Annotated in this window: 17 protein-coding genes; 11 read left to right on the forward strand and 6 right to left on the reverse strand. The window is 33.8% G+C overall.

All coding sequences use genetic code 11. The features are described from left to right. Positions 1–24 precede the first annotated feature (24 nt). The 3 genes from tmk to pyrH are packed head-to-tail and all read left to right on the forward strand — an operon-like array spanning position 25 to position 2542. The gene (gene tmk, locus ACW9W4_RS02785; protein WP_457761007.1) at positions 25–630 is read left to right on the forward strand and encodes a dTMP kinase; all 606 of its coding nucleotides are present in this window, start codon (positions 25–27) and stop codon (positions 628–630) included. Beyond that, positions 627–1862 carry an HD domain-containing protein gene (locus ACW9W4_RS02790; protein WP_457761008.1) on the forward strand — a complete coding sequence of 412 codons (1236 nt, stop codon included), beginning with the start codon at positions 627–629 and terminating at the stop codon, positions 1860–1862. The genes tmk and ACW9W4_RS02790 overlap by 4 nt, the downstream gene beginning before the upstream one ends. Continuing rightward, positions 1859–2542: a UMP kinase gene (gene pyrH, locus ACW9W4_RS02795; protein WP_457761009.1), complete on the forward strand. Its 684-nt coding sequence runs from the start codon at positions 1859–1861 to the stop codon at positions 2540–2542. Before ACW9W4_RS02790 ends, pyrH begins: the two co-directional genes overlap by 4 nt. Here the strand turns inward: pyrH and ACW9W4_RS02800 are convergent, their stop codons facing one another. After that, positions 2543–2899, reverse strand: coding sequence for a hypothetical protein (locus tag ACW9W4_RS02800; RefSeq protein ID WP_457761010.1), 357 nt, complete (start codon positions 2897–2899; stop codon positions 2543–2545). Between the two features lie 69 nt (positions 2900–2968). On the opposite strand from ACW9W4_RS02800, the gene ACW9W4_RS02805 reads away from it, so the two are divergent. Beyond that, complete coding sequence (locus ACW9W4_RS02805; RefSeq protein WP_457761011.1) at positions 2969–3523, forward strand: hypothetical protein; 555 nt, start codon at positions 2969–2971, stop codon at positions 3521–3523. Positions 3524–3773: 250 nt separating this feature from the next. Here ACW9W4_RS02805 and ACW9W4_RS02810 read toward each other — a convergent pair whose 3' ends face one another. From ACW9W4_RS02810 to ACW9W4_RS02825, 4 genes are read right to left on the reverse strand one after another with little or no spacing between them, the layout of a single operon-like run. Further along, positions 3774–4421, reverse strand: a complete 648-nt coding sequence (locus ACW9W4_RS02810) for a Dna2/Cas4 domain-containing protein (protein WP_457761012.1) — start codon at positions 4419–4421, stop codon at positions 3774–3776. A gap of 34 nt (positions 4422–4455) precedes the next feature. Beyond that, complete coding sequence (locus ACW9W4_RS02815) at positions 4456–4692, reverse strand: hypothetical protein (protein ID WP_179362625.1); 237 nt, start codon at positions 4690–4692, stop codon at positions 4456–4458. Positions 4693–4700: 8 nt separating this feature from the next. Beyond that, positions 4701–5732 carry a V0D/AC39 family V-type ATPase subunit gene (locus ACW9W4_RS02820; protein WP_457761013.1) on the reverse strand — a complete coding sequence of 344 codons (1032 nt, stop codon included), beginning with the start codon at positions 5730–5732 and terminating at the stop codon, positions 4701–4703. 42 nt (positions 5733–5774) lie between these two features. Then, the gene (locus ACW9W4_RS02825) at positions 5775–6455 is read right to left on the reverse strand and encodes a hypothetical protein (RefSeq protein WP_457761014.1); all 681 of its coding nucleotides are present in this window, start codon (positions 6453–6455) and stop codon (positions 5775–5777) included. Between the two features lie 127 nt (positions 6456–6582). On the opposite strand from ACW9W4_RS02825, the gene ACW9W4_RS02830 reads away from it, so the two are divergent. The 4 genes from ACW9W4_RS02830 to ACW9W4_RS02845 all read left to right on the forward strand — a co-directional run bounded on the left by ACW9W4_RS02830 (position 6583) and on the right by ACW9W4_RS02845 (position 11466). Beyond that, entirely contained in the window at positions 6583–8142 is a 1560-nt protein-coding gene (locus tag ACW9W4_RS02830; protein ID WP_457761015.1) for an ammonium transporter, read from the forward strand. A 70-nt stretch (positions 8143–8212) separates the two neighbouring features. Then, complete coding sequence (locus tag ACW9W4_RS02835) at positions 8213–8989, forward strand: sulfurtransferase (RefSeq protein WP_457761016.1); 777 nt, start codon at positions 8213–8215, stop codon at positions 8987–8989. Positions 8990–9135: 146 nt separating this feature from the next. Continuing rightward, the gene (locus ACW9W4_RS02840; RefSeq protein WP_457761017.1) at positions 9136–10659 is read left to right on the forward strand and encodes a porin PorA family protein; all 1524 of its coding nucleotides are present in this window, start codon (positions 9136–9138) and stop codon (positions 10657–10659) included. A gap of 87 nt (positions 10660–10746) precedes the next feature. Next, entirely contained in the window at positions 10747–11466 is a 720-nt protein-coding gene (locus ACW9W4_RS02845; RefSeq protein WP_457761018.1) for a hypothetical protein, read from the forward strand. Positions 11467–11472: 6 nt separating this feature from the next. On the opposite strand, the gene ACW9W4_RS02850 is transcribed toward ACW9W4_RS02845, so the two are convergent. Continuing rightward, on the reverse strand, positions 11473–13572 hold the full coding sequence (locus tag ACW9W4_RS02850) for a V-type ATP synthase subunit I (RefSeq protein ID WP_457761019.1): 2100 nt from the start codon (positions 13570–13572) through the stop codon (positions 11473–11475). A gap of 77 nt (positions 13573–13649) precedes the next feature. On the opposite strand from ACW9W4_RS02850, the gene ACW9W4_RS02855 reads away from it, so the two are divergent. From ACW9W4_RS02855 to ACW9W4_RS02865, 3 genes are read left to right on the forward strand one after another with little or no spacing between them, the layout of a single operon-like run. Then, positions 13650–14264, forward strand: a complete 615-nt coding sequence (locus tag ACW9W4_RS02855; protein ID WP_457761020.1) for a V-type ATP synthase subunit E — start codon at positions 13650–13652, stop codon at positions 14262–14264. Position 14265: 1 nt separating this feature from the next. Continuing rightward, positions 14266–16044: a V-type ATP synthase subunit A gene (locus ACW9W4_RS02860; RefSeq protein WP_457761021.1), complete on the forward strand. Its 1779-nt coding sequence runs from the start codon at positions 14266–14268 to the stop codon at positions 16042–16044. Continuing rightward, the gene (locus tag ACW9W4_RS02865) at positions 16041–17426 is read left to right on the forward strand and encodes a V-type ATP synthase subunit B (protein WP_457761022.1); all 1386 of its coding nucleotides are present in this window, start codon (positions 16041–16043) and stop codon (positions 17424–17426) included. Before ACW9W4_RS02860 ends, ACW9W4_RS02865 begins: the two co-directional genes overlap by 4 nt. Position 17427 lies beyond the last annotated feature (1 nt).

The raw sequence follows: 17427 nt of genomic DNA on the forward strand, positions 1-17427 counted from the left end.
TTAATTTCTCAGTTTTGGTATCTCATGATTATTGTAATTGAAGGTGGAGATCAAGCAGGAAAATTAACACAATCCATTTTATTAGAAAAAGCTCTTAAAAAACGAAAAATCAAAACAAAACTGTTTCATTTCCCTGACTATGAAACCCCAATTGGCAAAGAAATTAGAAAATATTTAGATGGAAAAAGAAAATTTCCACCTCAAGTAATTCATTGTCTTTTGGCAGCAAACAGATGGGAAAAGATTGATGCAATTATAGCAGCTGAGGAAAAAAATTCAGTTTTAATCATGAATAGATATTATCATTCTAACTTAGTTTATGGATTAGCAAATGGTTTAAAGCAAAAATGGCTTGAGAGCCTTGATGAAGGTCTTCCAAAGGCTGATCTTGTTATTTTACTTGATGTTACTCAAAAAGAATCATTTTCAAGAACTCCGCAAAATAAAATTGGAGGAAAGAAAATGAAACGAGACAAGTTTGAAAAAAATAAAGAATTCTCTACAAAAATTTCTAATATTTACCGAACTGTTGCCAAGAAAAAACATTGGAAAATAATTGATGCCACTATGTCTAAAGAAGAAGTCCATGAAGAAATTCTAAAAACATTTTCAAAGAAATTAGGGATATGAAAAAAAATTATCTAGATATTATTGATCCAATTCATGATTTTATTCGTGTTTATGATTATGAACTTCCAATAATTGATAATCCTCTTTTTCAAAGATTAAGAAGAATCAAACAGCTTTCTGGTGCACATTTAACATATCCTTCTGCCCAACATAGTAGATTTGAGCATTCTCTTGGAGTTATGCATATTGCTAGTCAAGCTGGTTTTGCATTAAATGAAAAAGGATTCCTAAATTCTGATGATGTTCAATTATTACGAATTGCAGGCTTGTTACATGATATTGGTCATGGGCCTTTTTCTCATTTGTTTGAAGAAGTAATACAAGAAAAAAAAATTTCTCATGAAGATTATGGCAAAAAAATTATTCTAGAATCTGAAATTGGTGATGTCTTATCAAAAACAGGATTTGATAAAAAACTAATTACTAAAATAGCATTTGGTGAATCCAAATTTCAATATCTAAATGAAATTGTTTCAGGCGCTTTGAGTGCAGATATGATGGATTATTTGCTAAGAGATGGTTATTTTACAGGTGCAGAACATGCAAAAATAGATCATAAACGAATTACACAATCACTTGATATTCATAAAAATAAACTTGCCTTGGAACGTTCAGCGCTTTATTCTTTTGAATCCATGATGCATTCAAGATATCAAATGTTCAAAGCAGTATATTTTCATAAAACTGTACGTGCAGCAGAGGTAATGCTTATTGAAGCATTAAGATTGTCTGATGATGAATTCGGTTTTACATCTTTTAATCTCAATGAATTTGTTAAACTAACTGATGAATATGTTCTATCATCGTTGATTACATCCAAATCTTCCAAACTCAAACGAGCAAGGCAATTTGCAGAAGACTATCAAAATCGTAAATTGCTAAAATGTGTATATGAAAGAATACTTACAAATCAAACAAATTTGAAGAAAACAAGAACAAATGAACTCAGAATTGAAATTTCTAAAAAATCCAAAGTTGATGAAAATGAAATTTTTGTAGATAGTTCTGTTACTCCATCAATTCCACTTGCTCCATCAAAAAACGAGTCAAAATCAATCATTTTGATTACTAATGAGGGTACAAAATCTTCAGCAAAAGAGATGCCTATTTCTGATATACCCGTGGTTTCAGCAATTTCAGGGTTCATGAATATACTTAGAATATACACCCATCAAAAGAACAGAAAAAAAGTTGAAATTGCCGCAAAATCAATCCTTGGTGATCTAAAATGAAAAAAAGAATTGTAATCAAACTATCTGGGCGAGTTTTTGGTATGGATAACGTCAAAGTTCTAAAAGATTATGCTACATTTTTAGTAAAAATTAGCAAATTCTGTCAACCTATTGTAATTGCAGGTGGTGGTAATATTGCTAGACATTACATCTCACATGCAAGATCTTCTGGAGCAGATGAATCTACTCTTGATGAACTAGGAATTGAAATTTCAAGACTTAATGCAAAGTTGTTGATTTATGCTCTAAAAAATAAAGCATATTCACATCCGCCAACTACTTTACAAGAAGTAAGACATGCAGTAGATGATGGATTAATTGTAGTAGCAGGAGGTCTTCATCCTGGTCAAAGTACTAATGGTACTGCAGCATTGATCGCAGAAAAAATCAAAGCTGAGCAGTTTCTAAATGCAACTGATGTTGATGGAGTCTATGATATGGATCCTAACAAATTCAAAAAAGCAAAAAAATTCAAACGAATAGAATTAAAGAATTTAAAAAATATGTTAGTTCATGAAGATTCTGTAGCTGGTGGGTATGATTTGATGGATATTGTTGCTCTTAAAATTATTGAGCGTTCAAAAATTAAAACACGAATTTTAAAAGCAGATCCAAAAATTATTGAAAAGGCAATTAAAGGTGGCGATGTTGGCACTGAGATTGCTCTTCCTTCAAAATAATCAATCAGAAGAATCGTTTTGAATTGTAGGTCTTGTTTGAGACCAGATTTGAATCTCATTTTTTGGATATTCAGGAATTCCAGTATCTCGTAGTTTCTGGTAAATTGATAAGGCTTCTTCTTTCTCCACAGCCTTGGATTGAGCCTTTGTAAATCCATCATTATCTACTATTACTGCAACATGACCATCTTCAGAACTAATCACTGCAGTAAATTCTTCTTCTCCGACAGGATGAAATTTCCCATCAATCTTTTTTGTTGTTAATGTTAGCATGGCAAATCCAGCAACTTCAAACATCTTCATTTGTGATTTTCCGGCTCTTTGTTTTCCTTGTTGTACTGCTTGAAAATATTGCATAATTTTTTCTTCCTACAATGGTATAATAACTATCTCAACATTTAAGACATCAAGAGGAAATGCAAAATTATGAATCCTAAAATTTTTGTTGGTATAGCAGTTGTTATACTTGTTGCAATTTTAGGTGGAATTCTTTTAACAGGACCTACAATGATTATTCCTTCACAAGAAAATTCAGGTAATTTTCAAAATACTCCTCAAGCAAAACCGATACAAATTGAATTAGAGGATATTTCAATATCTAAAATTTCAGAGCGATCAGTAACTATTGATGTGGCATTCAAACTCTCAAATTCCAATGAACGTGCAATGATTGTACAAACCATGGATTATCAATTATTTGAAACAGGTTATTCTGAAACTGAACAAATCACTGGTGGCGAAATTGGTAGTAGACCTACAGGAATGGTAGAGTTTGGATCAAACTACTATACACTCCTTGGTGAAAACTCAATTATTCTAAAAGATTCTAAGACGATAAAGAATTCTGGAAACACTGCAGAATTGTGGGCAGCCTTTGAAGATGATACTCCAACATGGAGAGTATCTGGTGATGTATTTTACAATCTTAGCTCGATGACTAGCGGTCAAGAAAATAAGCTTCACTTTGAGTTTACGAAATAAACTAGATAGTATCATAAAATCTAAAAATTATGATATTATGTTTTTAGAGGAAAAATATTGGCAAAGTTATAAAAGTCCGTTTCATTGTTTTTTATCAAATGGCAGAAGCAGGTATGGCCGCATTTGGCGCAGCAGCAGGAGTCGCAATTGCACTCGCAGTAGTGTGTTTCGCTCTACGTGGTAAAGGACATCCAGAACCACTCGATTAATCAAAGGAATTTTTCCTTTACAACATTTTTCTAATTTTTCATTAATCTTTCTTGCCAAATCCTAACATTTCTGCTAGGTCTAATTGTTTGGCATTTTTCTTTTTCATGAAACATCTTTCGTAATACTGACAATCAGAGCACTCAGATGATGGCTCTAAAATTGGAGTTTTTTGTTCTTTTAAAAGATCATTTAGAACTCTAACTCTTCGAATAATTTCCTCAAACATTTTTTTGTTTCGTGAAATGGAAAATGATGTTTCTTTTCTATCTCCAGTTATGTATACAATAATCCCATCTGGTTTATCATAAATCCACATACATGCATTCAGATAAAGAACATCATTTGCTAGGGGATTTTCTAACTCTGTTGTTGCTCCTCTGAACAAGAATATGGAGTCATCAATAAGCATGTCAACTTGACCCTTTAGTTTGATATCATCAATGTCAAATTCTTTTGGATCACTTCCATATTGTAATTTTCTGAGTAATCCTGAAAGAAGTTCGTTGAATCCTTTTCTCTGAACTTCTTGAGGATCGATTCTATCATAATATGACCTTCTTAGGCATTGCACAGCCTCATGTAGATGTATAGTCTGAATATTTGCTGAATCAATTTTAATTTCTAATTCTTTTCCGATGGAGTTTATTGCATTTTCAACAATACTTCGAAAATCCCTATCTCCCATCATGATGAATTATTTCATTACTATGATCACTTATAGTTTAGCTCAAAATTTGAGTTAAAAATTTTGAAATTTTACCTGAAAATGCTAAAATAACAAAATGCATGGCAAATCCTAAAACTGCGCCTACTGCAAGATTTCCTGTTCCAAAATATATTCCTAAAAATATCGCTAATGGGGGTATTGAAAAAATCATTGCTAAAAATGTGCTAACCCAAATAGTGTTGATTAACGTCTCTGTAGAAATATTTTGTTTTTTCTTTGGAAATTTAATCATTTTGAAAACTATTCTTTTACAATTAGTTTTGACATTGTGATATCAGTAGCAATTTTTTGCTCTACTGCATAAGCAATTGCTGCTAAATTCCTTACTTCAAAAGCTGTTAATTTTGTAATTCCTATGATTGTGGCAAAACTGAACATTTTGGTAAATGATCTTGCTGATGAATTGTAAATTGCCATCTCAAATGATCTTTCAAATTGAGCTACAGCATCTAATTCGTTATCAACATCAGGAATCAAATTCTTATATTTTGTATTTGATAATTCAGCAAATGCATCTCTAATTGTTGCAGATGCCATCATTCTTTGAAGTAACTCTTTAGGAATTGATGGAGTTTGTGAAACAATCAAATCTTCAATTTGTGAATCATCTAATCCCCAGAATTTACCTCTAATGACACTAAGAAGATTGTAAAAGTCAACATCCATTCCAACTAATTTTATCACTTCTCTATCTCTAGTATTTTTCAAAGCACGTCCTAATTGTTGATACAAAATTTTATCAAAATATGTATCAAAAACTTGAAGATTTTTTGTTTCATTATACAAAGAAGCTGCTTTTGAAATTTCATCACCAAATTGAACTGAGTTTAGACTGGCAACTGTTTCTTCCAAATCTTTTGAAACTAATGCTTTGATTATCACATCTCTTTGTTTGATTAATTCTTCTGCATGAAGATTAATGTGAGTCTCAATCTCTTCTTGAGATTTTCCTAAAACTTTACCTTTGAGAATTTGTTTTAAGTTTGAAATAATAAATTTCATATAATATGCATCTAAAATATCTGAATCTCCTGCAGTCTTTGCAATTGAATAATGAACTCCTGCTAAATGACCTCTTAAACCAGATTCAATGCTCTGAGAGGTGTATGGCTTTTGGACATTTGAAATTGCATCGCCATAAATCGTATTTTTAATTCGAGTCATTAATTCTTCAAGATCTCTTGATTCTGCCAAAGTCTGCAAATCAGCCTTTTTTAGTAATTTTCCCCTTTGACTGTATGATTTTACAGATGCATAGACATTCTTACCCATTAAAAAAACGTGATGAGTAACCGATTTTAATGTTTGGCGATATTACTGCCCATCTGGAATAATTTTATTTAGGAACTTTAATGCCTCATCTTTTTCTTGTTTAGTAAATTTCAAAAATACATCTAAAATCTCTTTTTGGATAATTAATGATTCATCTGAAATTTGGCTTAATTTTGAAAGATTAAAGGGCAATAATTTATCGATCTTATTCTCACAAAATGCCTTTACATATTTTTTAAATATTGAATGGGTAAAATTTGGACTAGATTCCAACAGATTGATGAGAATTTCTTTGAATTCTTTTTCATTAGAATCAGCCATTGAAAAAAATTCTTTCATGAGATTTTCTTTATTTTTAACCTCTGTAATTGATAGTGCAACTAAGATTCCTTTTTTTGTTAAATGATAATATGGAATTCCTTTCTCCTGTAATGCTTTTGGACCTCTTTTCAAAGGTAATCTTCCATCTTCTTCTGCAATACCTAGTGGAAGTAGGATCTCATCTAGATCTCGAAATATCCCTGAGTAGATATTCTTCCATGCAATATCTGCTTTTTTTGCTATTCTTTGAGATATTCCAGTTCTAGTTCTTTCTGCAGGATTTGCGTTACTTCCAAGAATAGCGATGATCGATCTTTGTCTATTTGCTTCTCCAGTAAGATCATCACCTTTTGTCTTGAATGTATCAAAAATTGCTAATTTCGTTTTAGATTTGACTTTCATTTACTCACCTTTATCATAATAATCATATTTTATGTTACTATCAAAATATACTAAAATATAATTATTTACTTTTTTGCATGCTTTCTAGTTTCCAACCCTTAAATAATTTTCAATTTCGATTAATTTAATGAATTCTAGGAACTACAAGTATGCTCTATTACTTGTAGCCGCAGTATCTATCACAGCAGTTGGTGCTATGTCTCAGGCATATGCACAAAGTGTTGATGATGGTATGGATGGATATGTCAAAGGAACCAGTGGAATTTACACTGGCAATCTTAACGAATGTTGGTATGAAGAAGATGGCAGCATGCTACCTTGTAAAATTGATACAGGTGATACAGCATGGATGCTTACAGCAACATCTTTGGTACTCTTCATGTCCCCAGGTGTCGGCTTCTTTTATGGCGGTTTAGCCAGATCAAAGAACGTCGTCAATGTACTTGGTATGACCTTAATCGTAATGGGTCTAATGTCAGTACAATGGGTTCTATGGGGTTACTCACTAGCATTTGGTGGAATTGATTCAGATGCAAACATGTTCATGGGAAATCTCGACTATGTCGGATTTAACATGGTATCACCATACGCACCATTAGGTGAAGCAGGTCCATGTGCAGACACATGGTCAGCAGCTTACCAGATGAATGCAATGGTTGAAGGAGATGTTTGTAGTCAAGGTTGGCCTGGTACAGTACCTCACCAACTATTTGCAATGTTCCAAGCAACATTTGCAATAATTACACCAATTCTAATTATTGGTGGATTAATTGACAGAATCAAATTCAGCGCAATAATCATATTCGTTCTCTTATGGGGAACCTTCGTTTATGATCCAATAGCACATTGGGTCTGGGGAGGCGGATACATAGGAGGAGGTGCAATTGATCTCGATCCAGAACTATCACCATCGTACGCTTTAGACTTTGCAGGTGGTACTGTAGTACACATTTCTTCAGGATTTGCTGCATTGGCAGGAGCCTTAGTCCTTGGCAGAAGACTTGGATATGGCAAAGTGCCAATGGAACCACACAATATCCCAATGGTAGTCCTCGGAGCAGGAATACTCTGGTTTGGATGGTTTGGTTTCAACGCAGGAAGTGAAGTTATGGTAGACGGCATTACCGTCAGCGCATGGACTGTTACAAATACAGCAACTGGTATGGCTGCAGTAACTTGGGTGCTCATGTCTTGGGCACATACAGGAAAACCAAGTATTGTTGGAGCTGCATCAGGAGCAGTAGCAGGATTGGTAGCAATCACACCAGCCTCAGGTTGGGTAGGTCCAATGGCTGCAATTATAATTGGAATTGCCGCTGGTACAGTTTGTTATGCATGTATCGCATTCAAGAGCGCACGCAAATGGGACGACGCATTAGATGTATGGGGAGTACACGGAATGGGTGGTCTTACAGGTGCAATTTTGACTGGTACATTAGCTAGTCCACACATTTGGGATACTGGAGACGGTATCGGTGCATGGACTGGTACAGCAGAAGGAATGGAACAGCAAGCAATCAGCATCATTGGTGCTGCAATATCAGTAGGCTATGCCTTTGGTGTTACAATTGTAATCCTTAAAGTAATGGATGCCGTATGGCCGGGCGGAATCAGAGTCACTCCAAAAGAAGAGGAGATTGGTCTCGATTTGGCACAGCATGGCGAAAGAGCATACGTTAACGAATAGAAAAAAACCCTTTTCTTCTTCTTTTTATTTTAATCCAAATCAATTTACATTTGATCATTTTATCCAAATCATGTTAACCTCAACAACTGAACTTGATTCGATTTTAGATGACTCTGATGTTATCATAGCTGATACACGTTCTTTCAAAGAATATTCTGAAGGACATATTCCAGGAGCCGTCCATCTGGATTTATTTGCATTTCATTGGATTGACACTACACAAAAAGGAATTGAGAATTTCAATAATCAATCTCAACATCTTCTTTCATTTCTTGGGGTAACACCAGAAAAGAAAGTCGTTTTTTATGATTCAGTTTCTGGAATGCTTGCAGCTAGAGGAGTTTGGATGTTGATGTATTTTTCACATGAAAATGTTTCAATGCTTGATGGAGGAATAACAAAATGGAAACAAGAGAATCTTCCTCTTGAGACAAAACCTAATGGCTTCAAACCATCTAAATTTTCAGGAAAAATAAATTCAGATATTATTTCAGGATATGAGTATATTCGAGACAATCTAGATAATCTAAAAATCCTTGATGCCCGTTCTACTGGAGAATATGATGGAACTACAATCCGAGCTGCTCAATCTGGCCATATACCAAATTCTATCAATATTGATTGGAATCAAAATATTACAAAAGATGGCACTTTCAAAAATGATGAAGAATTATTAAAAATGTATGATATTCCTAAAGATACTGAAATCATCACTTATTGTCAAGGGGCGTATAGAGCTGCCAATACATTTTTGGTTTTGAAAAAATTAGGATTCAAAAATGTTCGTGTTTATCTTGGCTCATGGGGTGAATGGGGAAATAAACCAGAATTACCCGTGGAAATATAGGGTCTAATTAGGCATGGATAGGCGTAAAAAATGAGTCGTTAGAAAAAATTATGATACAAATATTGTAATCTCTCATGCATTACTTGAATTTAAATAAAATAATTCAAACATTCTATTAGAAATTGAATCAATCAAGAATACTATTTTTGCAAATTTTTATTATAGCAATTATTGCTGGCACTGCAATTACTTATTGGAATTTAATTGAAATTCCAAAACAGGAAAAATTTTCCGACACTTACTTGATGGAAAGAGAATATGAAGGACAAAATCAAGTGGTTGATGATGTATATGGTGAATTGTCTCAGCCATTTTTACTTAAGGATTCATTACAGCAAAATATTATAGAAAAAAATGGGGATGCTCTGACAATCTCCTCTATAGTTTCAAGTAAAATTGCTGCAACAAATGAGATACTGTTTATTGTGGAACATATCTACAAAGTAGATGCAAAAACTAGAATGCATTTAGATAGAGATGGTAAATTATTTTCATTTCCTCTTGGAGTTGAGAAAAAAGATTATGATTTTTTCCATCCTGCAGTCTTCATGAATGATCCAATGGTGTATAAGGAAACTACCACACTTTATGATTTAGAAGTCTATGTTTTTGAAGTAGTCTCAGAAAATGAAGACGTATCTTTTGCTTTTCCTCAATTTGCACCACATACGATTCATACAGATACCACTTCTAGATTATGGGTAGAACCAACTACAGGAAATGTAATTAGTTTTGAGAAGACATGGGAAAATTACCTAGTTGAAAATGGCCAGCGTGTTAACACCATAGAGATTGGTGGAAAGAAAACTTCAGAATATACAGATCATATTGTGGTCAAAGCTACAACCGAACAGATTCAAAATATTCATTTTAATCATGTTATGGTGCCTATCTTCCTTGTATCTTTGATTCTTATCGCAGGACTTGTCTGCATCTTCCTAACATTTTCTAATAAAATTAGAAAAGACAGATCTCAACTAAAAGAAAAAGAAAAACTCAGAGATGAACTAATCTCAATGGTAAGTCATGAAATTAGAAATCCTCTAACTCCAATTATTAGCATGTGTGATCTACTTTTATTGGAAAAAGATGGAAATCTCAATAATAAACAGCGTGAGAGAATTCAAACTATACTGAAAAACAGTACTACTTTGAATGAACTCTTATCTGATTTTACAGAAATTAAAAAACTCGATTTAAATCAAATACCGTTAATTAAAACTGAAATTGATCTAAAAGATTACCTGGAAACTGTTCTTGAAAGTGTGAGACCATTTGCAGCTGAAAAGAATATCAAACTAAAACTAGATCTTGAAAAATCTTGGAAAATAATCTGTAATCCAAAAAGAATCTCTCAAGTTATATCAAACTTGGTTAAAAATGCAACTGATTTTGTTCCTCAAGGTAAAGGTGAGATTGTAATTAGTGCCAAACTTACACGTGAAGGAACAATCATATCAGTTACAGATAATGGGATAGGAATTCCACCAAGCAAATCAGAAATTATCTTTGATAAATTTACACAACTTGACATTCCCTCATATATTCAGCATGAAGGTACAGGTCTGGGTCTTTCTATTTGTAAAGGAATTATAGATGCCCATGATGGAAGAATTTGGTTGGATAAAACATATGATGCCGGTGCTAGATTCCAATTTTTACTTCCATGATTTTTTAAAATGTTGAAAAAATTCCTATATGTAATAATTCCTATACTGGCATTTTCAATTATATTTGTAAATGCCTTTTTTGGCCATTTGATTTTTGCATCAGACACTCAAGAAGTTGTAAACAAGTATTCAGTTTATGTTCACTTGTTATCTGAATGGAAAAGTGATTCAAAAAATATTATTTTTGATGTAACAAACACTTGGCATAAATCAGATAAAATTAGTAATGTCAATCAGGTTTTTGATGCTGAATCTAAAGAATACAATTCAAACCAACTTCATGAAATTAATGGTAAATCATATGTTGAATTAAAACATGAATTCAGTAATTGTCAAGAAGAATGGCAACCAATGTTGTATAGAAAAGCAGTCGATACTGTAAGACATGAAATAGAATATGTCCAAGGACAACAACTAAGTACAGATCCTAGAGTTTCTGTATATCCTGATATTCAGAATAAAAATTATGATAATTCAGAACAACAATCAGAAATTAAAAATGGCTATGTACAATTTTTTCCTATTTGTACATCTCGGGATACTACATCATATGATTATAGTGTAAAAACTGATAACAAAGATTTAGGGTTTGATGTGTATTTTGTTTCATCATCTATTCAGCGTGAGCAATTCGTTGATTCAGAATTTGATTATTACACAGAGTCTGGATGTTATGCCCAAAATAAACAGAGTTACAGCGGCACATGTAACGATATCAAAAAAGATAGTGGTTTGCTAGTAATTTTTCCTGATAATCTAAAGCCTTGGACTACAAAAGTTACAGTAAATCTTTATGAAAATAATTAGAATTTTCTATTTCTTCTTCCAAACAAATTGATTGTAAATCAACTCTGGTCTAATTTGTCTAAATGGTTGTGCTCCACCATCATACCATTTTGTAAAGAATTCATACAAGTGCAATCTGAGAGACTGAATGTATACAATCAATCCTTCAATCATCATAATTCCCAAGTTTCCTCCAATTATCATTGCCATTGCAGCACCTGAACTTGCACCTCCAAGTGATTGAAATGCATTGTTGACTGTCATGAGCAATGCGGCGTGTACCAGTAACATAATTCCTAATCGAGCATAACTAATTGTATGTGCTAAACTTTCTACTGTCTTTCCAAGAAATACTTCCATAACGACATTTGCAGCCGAACCTCCATCTTCAGGATGTTTCTTAGCATGCATTACGCCACCAACCATCATCAATACCATTGAAGTAATAATTATCACAACTGCAATTCTTGTAATTATCCACACTTCAGCCCATTCTCCTAAGAAAATTGTAACCCAAGGAACTGCTTCAGTGTGAACTTTGGAATACATGTTCATCACGTCATAGTTAGCTCCAATTGCACACATCATGATGACGACAATTCCACCATAAAGCGTAATGTTAGGAATTGCTTCCATAAACATAACAAACTTGTGACCTTCTGCAGCTAATCTCTTTACTCTTAGAACCATTGCCCAAACCAAGTGAACAATTCCAATGAACAATGAAACTTTGAGTATGTTAATGACTTGATCAAATGTTAATTCTGCTACACTAAGAATACCTACAATCCAACTAACTGAATGTAATGCTCCACCTTCTTCTAACAAACCTTCCAAAGGTCCCATATGATCTAGATGGAATCCAAATGCTTCACCTGCACCAACACCTGCTATAGCGGCTGAAGCGCCAGATATTGCAATTAACATACCCCATCTTGAAAGTGTACCTTGTCCTTTTACTTTGAATAATAATCCCATTCCCATTAGTAATAGACCGTGGCCCATATCTGCAAACATTAGTCCATAGAAAATTGGCCACATTAGAGCAATCATTGGAGTTGGATCTGCTTCTCCGTGTTTTGGAATACCCTGACTTTCTGTAATTACTTCGAAAGTTTTCACGAATTTTTTATTATCAAATAATGTTGGAATTTCTTGTTTTAATTTTGGATCAGTGATATCTTCAACTACTGACATCCATTGTTTAGTTGAATCTTTGAATTTCTCCTCCATTTTAGATGGAATGAATCCTTGAATTACTGCAAAATGTTTTGTTCCTGATGGTTTTCTAATTGTTTCTAGAACATCTTTGGCCACTTGAGCCTCTTCATGAATTGCTAAAATATCTCGTCTAATCTTTTTTGTAATCTTTGCAATTTGTTTTGTATTTGCTTTTTGTTTCTCAGATAATTCTTTAATTTTTGATTCTGCTAATGCATATGCTTCAGATGGAATTTGAGAGATTCCTTCTGGAATTACAAACGGATTTGCATTAAATCCCCTTAGTACTTTGAGGGTTTTATCAGAATCGGCTGTGCTAGAAATTACAAGAATTGCTGCTTTCTCTTTACTTGCTAGTTCGTATTTGTAAAATGTAATTCCTTCTAATGCTCTACTAATTTCTTCAAAGTCAGCAGAGTTTATGACAAAAAGATTTGTGTAAAAATACTTCATTAATCCAAATCCTGAAAGATCAATACTTAGCTTTTTTGCAATTTCTAATGTTTCTTTAAGTGATGTGTATTCTTCAAGTGAGCGTTTTAGTGTTGTTTGTTCTTCTAACAGTTTAGATGGTTCATCAATAATTGCCGGTGTTCTTTTTTTAAGATCATCAACCATCCCTTCAATCTCATCAATTTCATAATCTTTCTTCTTGATTGTTGTACCTTTGAACATGATTTCTAAAATTCCAACCATTGGAGGAATACCTAGCCCTTTAACCACATCATCAATTGATTGGTAAGTTTGTTGAGCATCTAATAGTAAATCATCAATTTCCGGTGTGACTATGTCGTTTTCAGTATCAATTTTGTGAAACCATTCAAATTCAGTTAATCTAGAAATTGCTCTTGGAGAGTCACTTCTTGGTAAAATCAAACTTCCAAGCTTTAGATCGGCCACAACCAAGATAATCCATCGGTGATTTCTTTGATTTTAATATCTTTCTGAATCTGTCTATTGGTTCCCAAACATTAAAATCTATTATGGATAAAAGCCACCCATTGACAAATCTTGCTTTAGAACAAACTATTGATAAAATCCTTAATCAAACTCAAAAAGATATTGAATCTAGCATAGATTCTGCTTTAAATGACACAAATCAAACTCTTGATGACGCTATTCCTAAACTAGACAAAGAATATGACAAAATTATTGCAGATGGTAAGAAAGAAGCAGATAAAATTGAAAAGCAGATTATCGGTGGCGCTGATATTGAAGCCAGAAATAAACAACTTATGGCATTAGAGGCCTCTGTTGATAAGGTCTTTACAAAGGCATTAGATCAAATTACAAATAATGATCGCAGTGGTGATTATGCTAACTTGATTAAGTCATTATTAGATGAATCAACCCGAATTTTGGGTACATCTGAAGTTATAGTATCTACAAACTCTAAAGATCGTGATGTTGTTCAATCTGCACTATCTAGATTTCCTGGATCTGAATTATCATCCGATACCATCGAATGTATTGGTGGTGTGATTATCAAATCTAAAGATGGAGCAATGACATTTGATAATACTCTTGATGCAAGAATTGAACGTCTGAAGCCTTTAATTAGGAAAGATATTGCAGCAAAATTCGGAGTGAATAATTAGAATGGCTGCTCAAGGTAGAATTGTTTGGGTCAGTGGCCCAGCTGTAAGAGCAGATGGTATGTCTGATGCAAAAATGTATGAGACTGTAACTGTAGGGAATTCAAAATTAGTAGGTGAAGTAATTCGATTAACCGGAGATGTAGCATTTATTCAAGTATACGAATCAACAAGTGGATTAAAACCAGGTGAGCCTGTAGTTGGTACTGGAAACCCACTTAGTGTATTATTAGGTCCTGGAATTATTGGACAACTTTATGATGGAATTCAAAGACCCCTAAGAGAATTATCTAAAGCATCTGGTTCTTTCATTGGAAGAGGTATTACAACATCTGCAGTTGACATGACAAAAAAATATCACTTTGTTCCAACTGTAAGTAATGGTGATGAAGTTTCTGCAGGAAATATCATTGGTACTGTTCAAGAAACTGATCTTATAGAACACTCTATTATGTTACCACCAGATCATCCAGGTGGAAAACTTTCAAATCTTGTATCTGAAGGAGATTATGATTTAGAAACTGTAATGGCTACTACTGAAAAAGATGGACAATCAATTCCAATCAAAATGTATCATAAATGGCCTGTACGAAAACCACGTCCTTACAATAAAAGATATGATCCAACCGTACCACTCCTAACTGGACAACGTGTTATTGATACATTCTTCCCAATTGCAAAGGGAGGAACTGGTTCAATTCCAGGAGCATTTGGAACAGGAAAGACTGTGACATTACACCAAATTGCAAAATGGGCTGATTCTCAAGTTGTTGTTTACATTGGTTGTGGTGAAAGAGGAAATGAAATGACTGAAGTATTAGTTGAATTCCCACATCTTAAAGATCCACGTAGTGGAAAACCATTGATGGATAGAACTGTCCTTGTAGCAAATACTAGTAACATGCCAGTAGCAGCAAGAGAAGCAAGTATCTACACTGGTGTCACAATTGCAGAATATTATAGAGACATGGGTAAAGACGTTGTACTTGTTGCAGATTCAACAAGTAGATGGGCTGAATCACTTAGAGAAATGAGTGGAAGATTAGAAGAGATGCCTGCAGAAGAAGGTTATCCATCATACTTGGCATCTAGATTAGCAGAATTTTATGAAAGAGCAGGTCGTGTTCAAGCATCTGGTAGTCCAGAACGTGACGGTTCAGTTACTTTGATTGGTGCTGTATCACCATCTGGTGGTGACTTTACAGAACCAGTTACAACTCACACAATGAGATTTATCAAAACTTTCTGGGCATTGGATGCAAAACTTGCATACTCTAGACACTATCCATCAATTAATTGGATGAACAGCTATTCTGGTTATCTTGCAGATATTGCAAAATGGTGGAGTGACAACATTAGTGAAGATTGGTTTAGCATTAGAAGTGAAACTTATGGAATTTTACAAAGAGAAGATACACTAAAAGAAATTGTCAGACTCTTAGGTCCAGAAGCTTTACCTGATGAAGAAAAACTAATTCTTGAAGTTGCAAGAATGGTAAAGATTGGTTTGTTACAACAAAACTCATTTGATGATGTCGATACTTATTGTAGTCCAGAAAAACAATTCAAATTAATGAAATTATTAGTTGACTTTTACAAAAAAGGACAACAAGCACTCAAAGAAGGTACAGCATTATCAGATATACGTGAATTGTCTATAGTATCCAGTTTACTCAAAGCAAGAATGGATGTCAAAGATGATGAGATGCCAAAACTCGATCAATTAGATAAAGACATGCAAGAACAATTCAAAGCAATTTCAGGAGTGAAAGTATCAAATTGACAACAGAAGGCGGAGTTCAATACAGTAAGATTGCAGAAATCAAAGGTCCTCTAGTTGTTGTAGATGATGTTGAAAGTGCAGCATTTGATGAACTAGTTGAAATTGAAACTACTGAAGGAGAAAGAAGATTAGGTAAAGTTCTCGAAGTAGGAAACGGTAAAGCAATTGTGCAAGTTTTTGAAGGAACAACTGGATTATCAATATCTGGAACTAAAGCAAAATTTGTAGGTAAAGTTATGGAAATGCCAGTATCAAAAGAGGTACTTGGTAGAGTATTTGATGGACTAGGAAGACCAAAAGATGGACTCCCAGATCCAATTGCTGATAAATTTGTAGACATTAACGGAGAACCAATGAATCCAGAACAACGTGAATATCCAAAAGATTTCATTCAAACCGGTGTATCTGTAATTGATGGGTTGATGACTCTAGTTAGAGGACAAAAACTTCCAATCTTTTCTGGTTCTGGTATGTCTCACAATCTTTTGGCAGCACAAATCGCAAGACAAGCAAGTGTTGTTGGAAAACAAGATGACTTTGCTGTGGTATTTGCAGCAATCGGTGTACAATACAGTGAAGCAGAATATTTCAGAAGAAGTCTTGAAGAATCTGGTGCACTCAAAAGAAGTGTTCTATTTCTAAATACAGCAGATGATCCTGCAATTGAAAGAATCATCACACCTCGTGTAGCATTAACTGTAGCAGAATATTTGGCATTTGATTTAGGAATGCACGTTCTAGTTGTAATGACTGATATGACAAACTATGCTGAGGCACTAAGAGAGATTAGTGCAGCAAGAGAAGAAGTTCCTGGAAGAAAAGGATATCCTGGTTATCTTTACACTGACCTTTCAACAATTTATGAAAGAGCAGGAAAACTTAATGGAAGAAAAGGAAGTGTTACACAAGTTCCAATTTTATCAATGCCATCTGATGATATTACTCACCCAATTCCTGACCTTACTGGATACATTACAGAGGGACAAATTGTAGTTGGTAGAGATTTATTCAGACAAGGAGTTTATCCACCAATCAATATTTTGATGAGTCTTAGTAGACTGATGAAAGATGGAATTGGTGAAGGAAGTACTAGAGAAGATCACAGTGAAGTTTCTAACCAAGTTTATGATGCATATTCTAGAGCACAAGAAGTAAGAGCACTTGCAGGCATTGTAGGTAAAGCAGGATTAACAGAAATTGATCTCAAATACATGGATGTTGGTGATACTTTTGAAAAAGAATTCCTTACCCAAGCTACTGATGAGAACAGAACAATTGAAGAAACACTTACTCTTATGTGGAAGATCGTATCAAAATTACCAAAGAATGAGATTACTAAAATCAAAGACAAGTACGTAGAAAAATATTACAAGGAAGAGTAAC

This window comes from Candidatus Nitrosopumilus sp. bin_7KS (genome assembly GCF_054095835.1).

Coding starts and splice junctions, on each gene's coding strand:
- tmk (WP_457761007.1), top strand. CDS start 25: ATGATTATTGTAATTGAAGGTGGAGATCAAGCAGGAAAATTAACACAA.
- ACW9W4_RS02790 (WP_457761008.1), top strand. CDS start 627: ATGAAAAAAAATTATCTAGATATTATTGATCCAATTCATGATTTTATT.
- pyrH (WP_457761009.1), top strand. CDS start 1,859: ATGAAAAAAAGAATTGTAATCAAACTATCTGGGCGAGTTTTTGGTATG.
- ACW9W4_RS02800 (WP_457761010.1), bottom strand. CDS start 2,899: ATGCAATATTTTCAAGCAGTACAACAAGGAAAACAAAGAGCCGGAAAA.
- ACW9W4_RS02805 (WP_457761011.1), top strand. CDS start 2,969: ATGAATCCTAAAATTTTTGTTGGTATAGCAGTTGTTATACTTGTTGCA.
- ACW9W4_RS02810 (WP_457761012.1), bottom strand. CDS start 4,421: ATGATGGGAGATAGGGATTTTCGAAGTATTGTTGAAAATGCAATAAAC.
- ACW9W4_RS02815 (WP_179362625.1), bottom strand. CDS start 4,692: ATGATTAAATTTCCAAAGAAAAAACAAAATATTTCTACAGAGACGTTA.
- ACW9W4_RS02820 (WP_457761013.1), bottom strand. CDS start 5,732: ATGGGTAAGAATGTCTATGCATCTGTAAAATCATACAGTCAAAGGGGA.
- ACW9W4_RS02825 (WP_457761014.1), bottom strand. CDS start 6,455: ATGAAAGTCAAATCTAAAACGAAATTAGCAATTTTTGATACATTCAAG.
- ACW9W4_RS02830 (WP_457761015.1), top strand. CDS start 6,583: ATGAATTCTAGGAACTACAAGTATGCTCTATTACTTGTAGCCGCAGTA.
- ACW9W4_RS02835 (WP_457761016.1), top strand. CDS start 8,213: ATGTTAACCTCAACAACTGAACTTGATTCGATTTTAGATGACTCTGAT.
- ACW9W4_RS02855 (WP_457761020.1), top strand. CDS start 13,650: ATGGATAAAAGCCACCCATTGACAAATCTTGCTTTAGAACAAACTATT.
- ACW9W4_RS02860 (WP_457761021.1), top strand. CDS start 14,266: ATGGCTGCTCAAGGTAGAATTGTTTGGGTCAGTGGCCCAGCTGTAAGA.